This is a genomic window from Rathayibacter sp. VKM Ac-2754 (genome assembly GCF_009807095.1).
In the GTDB taxonomy this organism is placed as follows: domain Bacteria; phylum Actinomycetota; class Actinomycetes; order Actinomycetales; family Microbacteriaceae; genus Rathayibacter.
On sequence record NZ_WUCC01000011.1, the window covers coordinates 18,345 to 32,349 of the forward strand.

Consider the following 14,005-nt stretch of genomic DNA (forward strand, 5'->3'; position numbering starts at 1 on the left):
GATTCGTCTGCGCAACCAAGGCTGAACGCCCCGAATCGCGAGATTCGGGAGGATTCGGGGCATCCAGCCTCAGTTGTGCGGGTGTTGGCCGTGCGACACGGAAGTCACGTTCGCGAAGCGGCCGGATCCGGTGGTTCGCGGACGAGGACCGGTCAGCGGAGCCCGTTGGCGCGCGCGAAGCGGTCCAGCGCGGCGCGGTCCGGCAGGAGCACCGAGGGGACGGCTGACTCCTCGTGCAGCCTCCGGCAGCGCCCCCTGCTCCGGCGCGAGGGACCGAGGAGGAACCGCAGCATCGCGAGGCTCACCCGGTCGCGCGTCTCCTCCAGGCCGCCGACGCGTTCCTGCCCGCTCCAGGTGCGGTGGAGGTAGCGGATCACGGTCGCGGTCGTGGTGGACTCGAGCGCGATCAGGCCCGTCGCCCGGTCGAGGCGCTCGGGCAGCCAGCGCGAGTAGTTGCCCTCGATCACCCAGCACTCGCCGGCGATGGCCGCGGCATGGAGCGCGGCGAACTCGTCGTCGCCCCGCTCGACCCAGTGCCTGCCGGGAAGATGCCGGTACTGGTCGAGGTGGACGACCCGCATCCCTCGGGCGCGGCCGATAGCCGCGGCGAGAGTCGACTTGCCGCTGCTCGACGGGCCGATGATGCAGAGGCGATCGCCGAGGTCATCGAGGTCCATCCCTCGATCCTGGCCGTTGCCGGGGCTGCGACCGCAGAAAGAAGGCTGAACGCTCCGAATCGCGACGTTCTCGCGGATCCGGGGCGTTCAGCCTTCGTTGTGCGGGGCTCAGGCGCCCCAGCTCGACTGGGTGCCGCCGACGCGCTCGTCGGCGAGGGCCTGGGCGTGGCCGGAGGCGGCGTAGGCCGCCATCGGGTCGGCCGGCAGGCCACGGGACGAGCGCCACTCGGCCAGCGCCGGGCGCACGTCCGAGTAGAAGGCGTCCATGAAGATCCCGTTCGCGCCCAGCACGTCGCCGGCGAGCTGCGCCTCCTCGAGGGCGGCGCGGTCGACGAGCAGCGCGCGCGCCGTCATCTCCTGCACGTTGAGCACCGAGCGGATCTGACCGGGGATCTTGTCCTCGACGTTGTGGCACTGGTCGAGCATGAAGGCGACGGGCGAGTCCGGGCCGTAGCCGCCTCCGCGCACGACCTCGAAGAGGATGCGGAAGAGCTGGAACGGGTCGGCCGCGCCGACGATGAGGTCGTCGTCGGCGTAGAAGCGCGAGTTGAAGTCGAACGAGCCGAGCTTCCCGAGGCGCAGCAGCTGGGCGACGATGAACTCGATGTTGGTGCCGGGCGCGTGGTGACCGGTGTCGAGGCAGACCAGCGCGCGGTCGCCGAGGGCGGCGACGTGGGCGTACGAGGTGCCCCAGTCCGGCACATCCGTGTGGTAGAAGGCGGGCTCGAAGAACTTGTACTCGAGCACGAGGCGCTGCTCGGCCCCGAGGCGCTCGTAGATCGCGGCGAGGGAGTCGGCGAGGCGGTCCTGGCGGCCGCGGATGTCCTGCTGGCCCGGGTAGTTCGAGCCGTCGGCGAGCCAGATCTTGAGGTCGCGCGATCCGGTCGCGTCCATGATGTCGATGCACGCGAGGTGGTGGTCGATCGCCTTCTGGCGGATCACGGGGTCGGAGTGGGTCAGCGAGCCGAACTTGTAGTCGTCGTCCTGGAACGTGTTCGAGTTGATGGTGCCGAGACTCACTCCGACGGAGGCCGCGTAGTCGCCGAGCGCGCTGTAGTCGTCGACCTTGTCCCACGGGATGTGCAGTGCGACGCTCGGGGCGAGGCCGGTCAGTTCGTTGACCTTCGCGGCGTCGGCGATCTTCTCCTCGATGGTGCGCGGCGTGCCGGGGGTCGAGAAGACCTTGAAGCGGGTCCCGGAGTTGCCGAAGGCCCACGAGGGCAGCTCGATGGCCTGCTGCTCGAGCTGGCGGAGGATGTCGGGGCTGAGAGCGGTCACGGTGCGGTTCCTTCGGTGCTGGTGGTGGGGGAGAGGGCGGTGAGCTGGTCCTCGAGGTGGAAGACCTCGGTGAGCGGGAGGAAGCCCTCATCGGGGGCGCCGTCGAGGTCGACGAAGAACTCGGCCATCTCGGCCTGCCAGCGCGCGTTGACGTCGGTCTCGGCCATCGCGGCCTGCGCGTCGGCGAGCGACGGCGTCTCGACGTAGCCGATCAGGAGGCCGTCGTCGCTGACGAAGAGCGAGTAGTTGTTCCAGCCGGCGGCCTTGAGAGCGCGGAGCATGTCGGGCCAGACGGCCCAGTGCCGCTCGCGGTACTCCGCGAGGCGCTCGGGCTTCACGCGGAGCTGGAAGCAGGCCCGGGTGAGGGGGGTGTCACTCGTCATCGAGCGGCTCCTTCGGTGCGGAGGGGGGTGTGAATCGTTTCACCGCAGGCTAGCGCGCGGCGACGGAGGCTGTCAAAGCCCTCGCCGCGCGGCCCGGTGCCATACTTCCGGGACGCCCAGGAGTCGATCTCTCGAGGAGGAGCCGTGCCGTCCGTGAGCATCCGCGACGTCGCCGCCCGCGCCGGTGTGTCGGTGGGCACGGTGTCGAACGTCCTCAACCGGCCCGAGAAGGTCGGCAGCGAGTCCGTCGAGCGCGTGCACGAGGCGATCGCCGCGCTCGGCTTCGTCCGCAACGACGCGGCCCGGCAGCTCCGCGCGGGCCGCAGTCGCAGCGTCGGGCTGGTCGTGCTCGACGCCGGCAACCCCTTCTTCTCGGATCTCGCGCGCGGAGCGCAGGCCAGGGCCGCGGAGGCGGGGCTCGCGGTGCTGCTCGCGAGCACCGACTCCGACGCCGCCCGCGAGGACTCGTACCTCGACCTCTTCGAGGAGCAGCGCGTCAGCGGGGTGCTCATCTCGCCGCAGGGGGAGGAGTCGGCGCGCCTCGCCCGCCTCCGCTCGCACGGCATCCCGTGCGTGCTCGTCGACCGGGAGTCGAGCGACCCCGCGTTCTCGTCGGTGGCTGTCGACGACATCGCCGGCGGGCGTCTCGCCGTCGAGCACCTGCTGCAGCTCGGGCGCCGCCGCATCGCGGTGGTCGGCGGGCCGGAGTCGATCCGTCAGGTCGCCGATCGCGTCGCGGGGGCGCGGCAGGCGGTCGCGGCCGTCGACGGGGCGACGCTCGAGGAGATCCCGACCGAGGCGCTGTCGGTGCTCGCCGGGCGCGAGGCGGGGCGCGCGATCGCCGAGCGCGTCGCCTCCGATCGCCCCGATGCGATCTTCTGCGCCAACGACCTCCTTGCCGTCGGGGTGCTGCAGGCGCTGGTGCTGCTGGGCGAGATCAGAGTGCCGGAGGATGTGGCGCTGATCGGCTACGACGACATCGCGTTCGCGACCGCGACGGTGGTGCCGCTGTCGAGCATCCGCCAGCCGAGTGCGCTGATCGGGGCGACGGCGGTCGAGCTCCTGCTCGATCCCTCCCCGCGCCAGGTCGTCTTCCAGCCCGAGCTCGTCGTGCGCGCCTCCACCTCCGGCTGACCTCTCTCGCGGACCTCCGCATGGGGCGCGGCGCGGCTGGTACCGTTTATGGGCCGGGTGCAGATATCCGGAACCTCCCCCGTCGAAAGCCGTCATGTCTCTGCGCTCCCTTCTTCCCGTCGCCGTCCTCGCGGCCTCCGCCCTCCTCCTGAGCGGCTGCACCGCCGCCTCCGACGACGCCGGAGGGTCGGCCGCCGGTCCGGTCGCCGACGGCACGCTGACGTACGCGTCCGGCGACGCCGAGCCCACCTGCCTCGACCCGCACGTCGGCGGCAACTACCCGCAGGCGCTGCTCGCGACGCAGGTGCTCGAGTCGCTCGTCTCCCGCGACGACACGGGCGCGATCACGCCGTGGCTCGCCGAGTCGTGGACCGTCGCCGACGACGCGCTGAGCTACGACTTCACCCTCCGCGAGGGCGTCACCTTCACCGACGGCACGCCGCTGGATGCGGAGGCGGTCGCCGCGAACATCGCGCACCTCCAGGATCCGGCGACCAAGTCGTCCACCGGCTACCTCGCCGTCGCCAAGGTCGCCTCGGTCACCGCCGTGTCGCCGACCGTCGCCCGCTTCACCCTCAGCGCCCCCGACAGCGCGCTGCTCGAGTCGCTCGCCCAGCCGTGGACCGCGATCCAGTCGCCCGCCGGCATCGCCCGCGGCGAGGAGTCGAACTGCGAGGCCCCCGTCGGCACCGGCCCGTTCACGGTGACGGAGTGGGTCAAGCAGGACCACGTGACCCTCACCCGCAACGACGCCTACGACTCCGCCACCGGCCCGACCGGCGACGGGCACGACGGCCCCGCCTACCTCTCGAGCATCACCTGGCGCTTCATCCCCGACTCCGCCACCCGCTACGCCGCGCTGCAGGCGGGCGAGGTCGACGTGATCGACAACGCCCAGCCCGACACGCTCGCGGCGGCGACCGATGCCTCCGACCTCGTCGAGATCGACGCGCCGCGCCCCGGCTCGGTCAACCGCCTCGAGCTCAACTCGGGCCAGTCGCCGTTCGACGATGCGAGCGTGCGCGAGGCGTTCATCCGAGCGGTCGGGGTGAACGACGCGATCGACTCCCTCTTCTTCGGCACCGCCGAGCGCTCGTACTCGCCGCTGTCGAGCAGCGAGGCGACCGCCTACTCCGAGCCGTCGCTCTTCGAGGACGCCGGATCCGACGACGAGGTCGCCGCCGCCGAGGACCTCCTCGAGTCGGCCGGCTGGGTCGACCCGGACGGCGACGGAATCCGCGAGAAGGACGGGACGCCGCTCACGCTGCGCCTGCCCGTGAGCACCAACCAGTCGATCCCGGCCGAGCAGTCGCTGTTCGAGCAGATCCAGGCGTCGGCGAGGACCGCCGGCTTCGACGTGCAGATCAGCCTGCTCGACCTCTCGAGCTGGTACGCGGCGCTCGCGGCGAACGAGTACGAGCTGGTCAGCGCGCCGTACACGAAGGTCGGACCCGACGTGCTGCGCATCCTCTACTCGTCCTCCGGCATCACGCCGGCGCCGAGCGGCTACTTCGCGAACCACGCCCAGATCGACGACCCGGCGCTCGACGCCCTGCTCGAGCAGGCGAGCGCGACGACCGACGAGGCCGAGCGCGCCGACCTCTACCAGCAGGCGCAGAAGGTCGTGCTCGACGGCTACTGGATCCTGCCGCTCTACGACCAGCAGAACCACTACCTGCACCGCTCGGCCGTGCAGGGCGTCGCCGCCCTGGCGACGGTCTCGACCCCGTGGTTCGCGGACGCCTGGGTGTCGTAGCGAGCGGTCGAGCGAGCGGGCCCGCCAGCCTGCTGAAGCTGGTGGATCTCGATACGCCCGCTTCGCGGGCTACTCGATCAGCGGGCGGGTTCTGATGCTTCATTACCGGCTGCTCGCAAGCATGCTGGTCGAGTAGCCCCGCAGGGGCGTATCGAGACCCACCAGCGTCAGCAGATCGGTCCTCGGGCTCGGCCTTCTGACGCTGGTCGATCTCGATACGCCCGCTGCGCGGGCTACTCGATCAGCGGGCGGCGAGGGGCGCGGGTGTCCCGCGGTCAGCGAGAGACGAGAGGAGCCACCGCATGATCCGACGCGTGCTCGCGCGCCTCGGCGGCGCCCTCGTCGTGCTGTGGGCGGTCGCGACCGCGGTGTTCTTCCTCATCCGGCTGATCCCCGGCGATCCGGCGCAGGCGATCCTCGGCGGCCCGGGCTCGCAGGCATCCCCGGAGGCGCTCGCCGCCGTCCGCGCGGAGTACGGCCTCGACCAGCCGCTGCTCGCGCAGTACCTCACGCAGCTCGGCCGCCTCGCGCGCGGTGACCTCGGAACCTCCTACTCCCTCCGCACCCCCGTCGTCGACCTGCTCGGGCAGCAGCTGCCCGGCACGCTCCTCCTCGCCGCCCTCGCTCTGACGCTCGCGTGGATCCTCGCCCTCGCGACCGCCCTCTGGTCGACCCGCGGCGGACGCGTCGCCGCCGCGCTCGGCGCCGGGCTCGAGCTGACGGCCGCCGCCCTGCCGCACTTCTGGCTGGCGACCGTGCTCATCGCGGTCTTCGCGACCGCGCTGCGCTGGCTGCCCCCGGTGAGCACGAACGCGCCGAACGGGCTCGTGCTGCCCGCCCTCACCCTCGCGATCCCGCTCGCCGGCTTCCTCGGCCAGGTGATGCGCCGCTCCCTGCTCGACGCCCTCGAGTCGCCGTTCGTGCTGGCCGCCCGCGCGCGCGGCGAGGGCGAGCTCGGCATCCGCCTCCGTCACGCCCTGCGCCACGCGGTGCTGCCGGGCGTCTCGCTCTCGGGCTGGGCGTTCGGCTACCTGATCGGCGGCGCGGTCGTCGTCGAGACGATCTTCGCCCGGCCCGGCCTCGGGCGGACTCTGCTCTCGGCGGTCACCGTCCGCGACGTGCCGGTGGTGACCGGCGTCGTGCTCGTCACCGCGCTCGCGTACATCGTCGTGACGCTGGCGACCGACCTCGTGACCCGGCTCGTCGATCCGCGGACCGCCTCGCGCCCGGCGGTGCGCGCATGAGCGAGCTCGAGCTGCGTCTGCCCCGGAGCCGCGCCGGACGCCTCCGCCCGGGCGAGCTGCTGGCCCTCGCCTTCGTCGGCCTGCTGCTGCTGGCCGCCGTCGCGCCCGGCCTCCTCGCGCCCGCCGATCCGCTCGCGGTCGCTCCCCGCGACGCCTTCTCGCCGCCGACGCTCGCGCACCTGCTGGGCACCGACGAGTCGGGGCGCGATGTGCTCAGCCGGCTGATCGCGGGCGCGGGCGCGTCGCTTCTCATCGGCGTCAGCGCGACGGGTATCGGGCTCGCCCTCGGTGCTGTGCTCGGCGTGGTCGCGGCGTTCGGCGGGCGGTTCGTGGACGGCGTGATCGGGCGGGTCCTCGAGGTGCTGTTCGCGTTCCCGGCGCTGCTGCTCGCGCTGCTGGTGATCGTGGTCACGGGCCCCGGAGTCGTCCCCGCGACGATCGCGGTCGGCCTCTCGACCGCGCCCGGCTACGCCCGCATCCTGCGCACCCAGCTGCTGGGCATCCGCGACTCCGGCTACGTCGAGGCGGCACGCGTGCTCGGCCACTCGGCGCCACGCATCCTGTTCGGCACCGTGCTGCCCAACACCTTCGGGCCCCTCGCGGTGCTGGCGACCCTCGGAGTCGGCCAGGCGATCGTCTGGGCGTCGGCGCTCAGCTACCTGGGCCTCGGTGCCGAGCCGCCGGCTCCGGAGTGGGGCGCCATGCTGTCGGCGGGCCGCACCTATCTCGCGAGCGCGTGGTGGCTGACGGTGTTCCCGGGGCTCGTGATCGTGCTGACGACGATCGCGACGACGGTGCTCGGCGGGCGACTGCGGGGTGCGCGGTGAGGGCGGCGGTCGTGGTCGAGGGCCTGCGCGTCGCCTTCGACGGCGTCGAGGTCGTGCACGGGGTCTCGTTCCGCGTCGAGCCCGGCGAGTGCGTGGCGATCGTGGGCGAGTCGGGCTCGGGCAAGAGCGTGACCGCGCGGGCACTGCTCGGGCTCGGCGGAGGCGCGGTGTCGGGCAGCATCCGGGTCGGCGATCAGGAGGTGGTCGGCGCGGGCGAGCGGGCGCTGCGGCGCCTCCGCGGGGCGGCCGTCGGCTTCGTGCCGCAGGATGCGCTGCAGTCGCTCGACCCGCTGCGGCCGATCGGGCGCGAGATCGGCGACGTGCTGCGGCTGCACGGCCGGCTGCCCGCGGCGGAGGCGTCGCACCGGGTCGCGGAGGCGCTCGCGAGCGTCGGCATGCCCGATCCCGTCGAACGGATGCGCGACCGCTCGGGCGAGCTGTCGGGCGGGCTCCGCCAGCGCGCGCTGCTCGCCTCCGCGATCGTGCTCGACCCGCCGCTGCTCGTCGCCGACGAGCCCACCACCGCGCTCGACGTGACCGTGCAGGCGCGCGTGCTCGAGCTGTTCGCCGAGCAGAAGGCGCGGGGACGCGCGCTGCTGCTGGTGTCGCACGACCTCGCGGTCGTGGCGGGGCTCGCCGACCGCATCCTGGTGCTCGCCGACGGCCGCGTCGTCGAGGAGGGGACCGCCGAGCAGGTGCTGCGCGCGCCGGTCAGCGCCGAGGCGCGCGCCCTCGTCGCCGCCGTTCCGGCCGGGCGCCCGCGCGGGTCGCGGCTGACGGACCCCGACGCGCCCACCGTCGCGCCCGCGCCGCCCGGCGACGTCGTGCTGCGCGCCTCCGGGCTCGTCGCCCGCTTCGGCTCTCGCACCGCCGTCGACGGCGTCGACCTCGAGCTGCGCCGCGGCGAGACCCTCGGTCTGGTCGGCGAGTCGGGGTCGGGCAAGAGCACGGTGGCGCGGCTGCTGCTGGCGCTCCGCCGGCCCGACGCGGGGTCGGTCGAGTTCGCCGGCGAGCCGTGGTCCCAGGCGCGCGAGCGCGATCGTCGCCCACTGCGGCCGCGGATCGGCGCGATCTACCAGGACAGCCTCTCGTCGTTCGATCCGCGCTGGAGCGTGGGCCGGCTCCTCCGCGACGCGGGAGGTCGCGGCGACGGGCCGCACGCCTCCGTGCCCGAGCTGCTGACGAGCGTCGGCCTCTCGCCCGCGCTGGAGGGGCGCTCTCCGCGCACGCTCTCGGGCGGGCAGCGGCAGCGCGTCTCGATCGCCCGCGCGCTCGCCTCGCGCCCCGACGTGCTGATCTGCGACGAGCCGGTGTCGGCGCTCGACGTCTCGGTGCAGGCGCAGATCCTCGACCTGCTCGACGACCTGCAGCGGAGCCACGGGCTGGCGCTGCTGCTGATCTCGCACGATCTCGGCGTGATCGCCCACATGAGCGACCGCATCGCGGTCATGCGCGACGGGCGCCTCGTCGAGACGGGGGCGGCGGCGGCCGTCCTGAGCGCGCCGCGCGAGGAGTACACGCGCCGGCTGCTCGCCGACGCGCCGCGCCTCTGATCCGTCACGTCTCCGTGTTCGGCGTTCGCCGGGCCGTCCTTCCGCAGCCCCGCGCCGATCGATCCGTCACCGACGGCGAACTGTGGGACGAGATCAAGGGAGCGAGACCGTCGCTCACTTCGATCACTCGCTCGACGCGATCTGCGATCTCGCCGACAGCGATCGAATCGGTGTCGAGAGAAACTCGTGAACAGTATGAACAGAACGAGGACAGACCGGTCGAAAACGAGGATTATTCGAAGCGGCCACCAACGTAGGTGGCGAAGGGGGACGTCATGGATATCGATTCAAGAACTCTGAGTCGAGGCAGCCGGGTTCGAGTAGCCGGGCAGCTGCTGACCGGCGGGCCGACCCTTCGCCTTGCCCCGGTGTGGACTGATCCGTCCGAGCAGCGCGAAGCTGTCGATTCGATGGCTGTCGACCTCGTCGGATGGCATGGCGCGGTGCCGACTTCGGGCGCTCGCGTTGCCGGAACCTGGAACGGTACCGCAGTCGACGTCGCCGCTGTGGAACCCGTCGAGCTCGACTTCGTGAGCTTCCGGCTCGCGTCCTCGCACCGCGAACAGCTCGACCTGGCTCTTCCGGTTCTTGATAGGCCCTCCTCGCCCGAAGACACGGCCTCGGCCAACGACGTGATCGGATCGCTCATCGACGTCGGGGCCGTCCTGCACTTCGTACGCGTGCGTTCTGGAAACGGTGTTGCCGTAGTGGTGAATGCGGTCGATCCGGCGCAGGTGGAGCGTGCGTTGCGGCCGATGCTGCAGGACGCCCTGGTAGTGGTGCCGAGCCGATGGTCACGGGCTGATCTCGACGCGGTCGACCAGATCTTGTCCGACGAGGAGGAACCCGCGGGGCTGTTCATGTCCGGCGAGGGGATGGACTCGCAGGGACGGTATCGGGTCACGGCCTGGGTGCAGCACATCACTCCGCGTCTGGCAGCACGCCTCGCGCCGTACCCAGAAGGAATTGTGGCGCTCGACGTGTGGCTCGAGCCCACGCAGTCGGTCGCCTGAACGGCGTCCTCACCCAAGACGGGCCCGGTCGCGAGCGTGCTGCGCCCCCCCGCTGACGCCGATCGATCCGGCGCAGATGCACCGTGTCGTCGACTCGGACGGTGCGTTAGTGCCGGATCGATCGGGTCGGACGGGAGCCTGGGATCAGCGCGGGCGGCCGACGCCGATCGACCACGCGAGGGGTGGCGGCGTGCCGTTCAGGGCCCAGTCGCCCACGATCCGCTGCTTGTAGATCACCGGGTTGTGCGCGCCGACGGTGCGGGCGTTGCGCCAGTGCCGGTCGAGCGCGGCGCCGGCGGCGACTCCGGAGGATCCGAGCGCGTCGAAGAGGAGGGTCGCGGCCCGCGGCACCGACTCGGTGAGCAGCACCTGCGCCCGGTACACCTCCGCGCCCGCCGCGGGCACGAGCGACGGATCCGCCGCCGCCTCGCCCACCGCCTCCGCCGCGATCAGCACCGCGGCGCGCGCCCCGAACGCGATCGCCGAGACCTCGCCGACGACCTCCTGGATCTGCGCGTCGTCGCGACCGTGGTCGGCGAGTCCGTGGCTGTACACCCGCGAGCGCCCCTGCACCGCGGCGACCGCGTCCCGCTCGACCGCCGCGGCGATGCCCGCCAGCACGGCGAGCAGCTCCAGCTGGAAGAACGGCGTCTGGTGTGGGGCCCGCAGGATCGAGTCGAAGACGTGCTCCGGTTCGACCCGCGCGTCCGTGAAGACGGTCGTGCCGCTGCCCGAGAGCCGCTGGCCGAAGCCCGTCCAGTCGTCCGTCGCGACGACGCCGGGCTGATCGACGCGGACGACCACGGCGGTGTCCGTGCCGTCCTCGAGACGCACGGTGACGTCGGTCCAGTCGGCGAAGATCGTGCCGGTGCAGTAGTACTTCGTGCCGTTGACGACCAGGTCGTCGCCGCGACGGGTGAGCGTCGTCTGCGTGACGCCGACCGCGGCGGTGCCGATCTCGCTCCACGCGTTGCCGACCAGCTCGCCCGCGGCGAGCCTCCGCAGCCAGCCGTCGCGGGACGGCGACGGCGCGAACGAGAGCTGGTCCTCGACGAACGCGAAGTGCCCGCGCAGCGCCTGCGCGACGTTCGAGTCGGCTGTCGCCAGCTCGATCAGGAGCGACGCGGTCTCGCGCAGGGTGAGCCCCCAGCCGCCGAACTGCGCCGGCACCCGGAGGCCGCCGAAGCGCGCCTCCCGCAGCCGCGCGATCGGCTCGAACGGCAGCTCGCGATCGATCTCGCGCTGGACGGCCCCCGCGGCGATCTCATCGAAGATCGGCCGGAACGCGGCCCGCGCCTCCGCGATGCTCACGTGTCCGGCGCTCACGTGTACAGCGACAGCGGCTGCACGTCGCCGGTCAGGTAGTTCGCGCCGACCTCGAGCTTCTTGTAGTCCACCGGGTCGTGCAGCGAGTGGGTCCGGACGTTGCGCCAGTAGAGGTCGAGGCCCACCGAGCTCTTCGCGGAGGAGGAGCCGGTGGCCTCGTAGATGCGCGTCGTCACGTCGAGAGCGAGCGCATCCGTCACGATCTTCACCTTGGCGATCTCGATCGCCTGGGCGGCGCGCGACTCGGCCGTCACGTCCCAGCCCCGGGCGATCTCGGCGTCGTGCAGCGCACCCGCGCGGTCGGCCAGCGCCTCCGCGGCGGCCGTGTGCGCGACCAGCTCGCCGTAGAGCCTCCGCACGAACGGATCCTGGGCGTACGTCTCGACGCCCGAGAGGAACCACGAGTTCTTCCGCGCGAGTGTCAGCCCGCGCCCCTTCGCCAGCGCGCCCTGCGCGATCCCGAGGTAGAGGTTGCCGAAGCCGAGCTGGATCGACGGCGTGACCAGGGTCGCGAACGGCTCGTCGACCAGTGCGCCGAGGATCTCGGACGCGTCGACCCGAACCCCGGTGAAGCGCACCGACCCGGAGGCGCTCTGCCGCTGCCCGAGGTAGTCCCAGTCCCCGAGCGGCTCGATCCCCTCGCGGTCGCGCGGGATCACGAAGGTCAGCGTCTCGCCGGCGCGGTCTCCGGAGGCGATCACCGCGTTGACCAGCACCGCGTCGCCCGAGGAGACCCCGGTCGAGAAGCGCTTGAGCCCGTTCAGCTCGAAGCCGTCGCCGGCGGGAGTCAGCTCCAGATCGGGGTCGACCGGGTTCACCGAGTCGCCCCAGAGCCACTGCCCCTCGATCGTCGCGCGGAAGAAGCGCTCGCGTTCCGCCTCAGGTGCCGAGAACGCGATGTTCGACGAGTTGACGTAGTGGTACAGCAGGATCTGCGCGAGCGACGCGTCCGCCGACGCGAGGATGCGGATCACTCGGAACCCCGTGCTCCAGACCGCGCCGCCGCCGCCGTACTCGGCGGGGTCGAGCAGGTTCACCAGTCCGGAGGAGCGCAGCGGCTCGAGCTCCACCGTCGGGTCGAGGTTCGCGCGGTCGCGGTCGAGCACGTCCTCGGCGAGCGTCTCGGCGACGCCGTACGCGACGGCGTCCCAGTGCTCGTGCTCGGCGGCGGTGGCGACGTGGTTCCAGTGGGAACGTGGCTGATTCATCGTGCGGGCTCCAGGTCGGGGAGGAGGCGGAGGACGTCCTCGGGCAGGCCGTCGGCGGCGCTGGCGGCACCGACGTAGGCGCCGCGGTAGGCGGCCGCGGGGTGCGAGTCCGCGACGCGGGCGCTACCGGGGCCGCTCAGGTACTCGCGGAGGGTCGAGCCCTCGTACTCCTCCCAGACCCGGCCGCGGCGGCGCAGCTCGGGCACGGCGAGGTCGACGAAGTCCTCGAAGGTGCCGGGGGTGACCACGTAGGCGAGGTTGAACCCGTCGATGCCGGCCACGTCGACCCAGCGCTCGAGCTCGTCGGCGACGGTGCTCGGCGAGCCGACGATCACCGGGCCGATGCCGCCGATGCCGAGGTACTCGGCGATGTCGTTCGGGGTCCAGGCGCGGTCGGGGTCGGCCTTGGTGAAGATCGAGAGGGCGCTGCGCACCGCGTCCGTGTCGACGTAGCCGAGCGGCTCGTCGGCCGGGAACTGCGAGAGGTCGAGGCCCGACCAGCCGCCGTAGAACGCCATCGCGCCCTCGCGGGACGAGTAGGTCTTGTAGTCCGCGTACTTCGCCTGCGCCTCCGCGTCGGTCTCGGCGACGATCACGGTCGCGAGGATGAGGATCTTCGGATCCGTGCGCTTCCGGCCGTGCGCCTCGGCTCGGTCGCGGATCGCGTCGGTGGTGCGGCGGGTCAGCTCGGGCTGGAGCGCGTTGATGAACACGGCCTCCCCGTGCTTCGCCGAGAAGTCGATGCCCCGCGGCGAGGCGCCGGCCTGGAAGATCACGGGGGTCCGCTGCGGCGACGGCTCCGAGAGGTGGATCCCGGGCACGCGGTAGTGCGTGCCGGAGTGCCCGATCGGATGCACCTTCCGCGGGTCCGTGAACACGCCGCGCTCGCGGTCGCGCAGCACCGCACCCTCCTCCCACGAGCCCTCCCAGAGCTTGTAGGCCACGTCGAGGAACTCCTCCGCGATCTCGTAGCGCTCGTCGTGCGGGATCTGCCGCTCGAGCCCGAGGTTCTGCGCGGCGGACTCGAGGTACGAGGTGACCACGTTCCAGCCGATGCGGCCCTTGGTGAGGTGGTCGAGGGTCGAGAGGCGGCGCGCGAGGGCGTAGGGCTGCTCGTAGGTCGGCGAGATCGTGACGCCGAAGCCGAGGTTCGTCGTGGCGGCGGCCATCGCGGGGATCTGCAGCAGCGGGTCGTTGACCGGGACCTGCGCGGAGTCGATCAGCGCCGGGCCGACGGAGCCGCGGTACACGTCGTACACGCCCAGCACGTCGGCGAGGAAGAGGGCGTCGAAGGTGCCGCGCTCGAGAGTCCTCGCCAGGTCGACCCAGTACTCGAGGTCGTTGTAGCGGTCGGCGTGCGAGTCGGGGTGCCGCCAGAGGCCGGGCGCCTGATGGCCGACACAGGTCATGTCGAAGGCGTTGAGGACGATGCGGGACGCCATGTGTGGTTCCGTTCGGTTCGCGAATACTCCGCCCCGGACGTTAGGCGAGCGGGCGGCGGGCGCGCCGGATCGGGCGCAACCCGGCGTAACGCAGGGCGCCGATGCGGTTCCTCTACCAGAACCGCGCGATCCGCCCGCCCTGTTTGCGCCGTGTGACGCTCGGT

Annotated in this window: 12 protein-coding genes; 6 read left to right on the forward strand and 6 right to left on the reverse strand. The window is 72.3% G+C overall.

What is annotated here, in order from left to right; translation table 11 throughout:
• Window positions 1–152: 152 nt before the first annotated feature.
• The 3 genes from GRS92_RS15975 to GRS92_RS15985 form a co-directional block, all read right to left on the reverse strand.
• Window positions 153–677, reverse strand: coding sequence for an AAA family ATPase (locus GRS92_RS15975; protein ID WP_159858236.1), 525 nt, complete (start codon window positions 675–677; stop codon window positions 153–155).
• 108 nt (window positions 678–785) lie between these two features.
• Entirely contained in the window at window positions 786–1,955 is a 1,170-nt protein-coding gene (gene rhaI / locus GRS92_RS15980) for an L-rhamnose isomerase (protein ID WP_159858238.1), read from the reverse strand.
• Window positions 1,952–2,338, reverse strand: coding sequence for an L-rhamnose mutarotase (locus tag GRS92_RS15985; protein WP_159858240.1), 387 nt, complete (start codon window positions 2,336–2,338; stop codon window positions 1,952–1,954). The genes rhaI and GRS92_RS15985 overlap by 4 nt, the downstream gene beginning before the upstream one ends.
• A 144-nt stretch (window positions 2,339–2,482) precedes the next feature.
• Here GRS92_RS15985 and GRS92_RS15990 point away from each other — a divergent pair, with 144 nt between their 5' ends.
• The 6 genes from GRS92_RS15990 (at window position 2,483) to GRS92_RS16015 (ending at window position 9,865) form a co-directional block, all read left to right on the forward strand.
• Window positions 2,483–3,472 (forward strand): LacI family DNA-binding transcriptional regulator, encoded by a 990-nt coding sequence (locus GRS92_RS15990; protein WP_204162415.1) that lies wholly within the window; start codon window positions 2,483–2,485, stop codon window positions 3,470–3,472.
• A 94-nt stretch (window positions 3,473–3,566) separates the two neighbouring features.
• Window positions 3,567–5,228 carry an ABC transporter substrate-binding protein gene (locus tag GRS92_RS15995; protein WP_159858244.1) on the forward strand — a complete coding sequence of 554 codons (1,662 nt, stop codon included), beginning with the start codon at window positions 3,567–3,569 and terminating at the stop codon, window positions 5,226–5,228.
• A 302-nt stretch (window positions 5,229–5,530) separates the two neighbouring features.
• Window positions 5,531–6,472 carry an ABC transporter permease gene (locus GRS92_RS16000; protein WP_159858246.1) on the forward strand — a complete coding sequence of 314 codons (942 nt, stop codon included), beginning with the start codon at window positions 5,531–5,533 and terminating at the stop codon, window positions 6,470–6,472.
• Window positions 6,469–7,299, forward strand: coding sequence for an ABC transporter permease (locus GRS92_RS16005; RefSeq protein ID WP_159858248.1), 831 nt, complete (start codon window positions 6,469–6,471; stop codon window positions 7,297–7,299). Before GRS92_RS16000 ends, GRS92_RS16005 begins: the two co-directional genes overlap by 4 nt.
• Entirely contained in the window at window positions 7,296–8,852 is a 1,557-nt protein-coding gene (locus tag GRS92_RS16010) for an ATP-binding cassette domain-containing protein (protein WP_159858250.1), read from the forward strand. The genes GRS92_RS16005 and GRS92_RS16010 overlap by 4 nt, the downstream gene beginning before the upstream one ends.
• Before the next feature lie 275 nt (window positions 8,853–9,127).
• The gene (locus GRS92_RS16015; protein ID WP_159858252.1) at window positions 9,128–9,865 is read left to right on the forward strand and encodes a hypothetical protein; all 738 of its coding nucleotides are present in this window, start codon (window positions 9,128–9,130) and stop codon (window positions 9,863–9,865) included.
• A 144-nt stretch (window positions 9,866–10,009) separates the two neighbouring features.
• Here the strand turns inward: GRS92_RS16015 and GRS92_RS16020 are convergent, their stop codons facing one another.
• The 3 genes from GRS92_RS16020 to GRS92_RS16030 are packed head-to-tail and all read right to left on the reverse strand — an operon-like array spanning window position 10,010 to window position 13,841.
• Window positions 10,010–11,191 carry an acyl-CoA dehydrogenase family protein gene (locus GRS92_RS16020; protein ID WP_159858254.1) on the reverse strand — a complete coding sequence of 394 codons (1,182 nt, stop codon included), beginning with the start codon at window positions 11,189–11,191 and terminating at the stop codon, window positions 10,010–10,012.
• On the reverse strand, window positions 11,188–12,399 hold the full coding sequence (locus GRS92_RS16025; RefSeq protein WP_159858256.1) for an acyl-CoA dehydrogenase family protein: 1,212 nt from the start codon (window positions 12,397–12,399) through the stop codon (window positions 11,188–11,190). Before GRS92_RS16025 ends, GRS92_RS16020 begins: the two co-directional genes overlap by 4 nt.
• Window positions 12,396–13,841: an LLM class flavin-dependent oxidoreductase gene (locus tag GRS92_RS16030; RefSeq protein ID WP_159858258.1), complete on the reverse strand. Its 1,446-nt coding sequence runs from the start codon at window positions 13,839–13,841 to the stop codon at window positions 12,396–12,398. Before GRS92_RS16030 ends, GRS92_RS16025 begins: the two co-directional genes overlap by 4 nt.
• Between the last annotated feature and the right edge of the window lie 164 nt (window positions 13,842–14,005).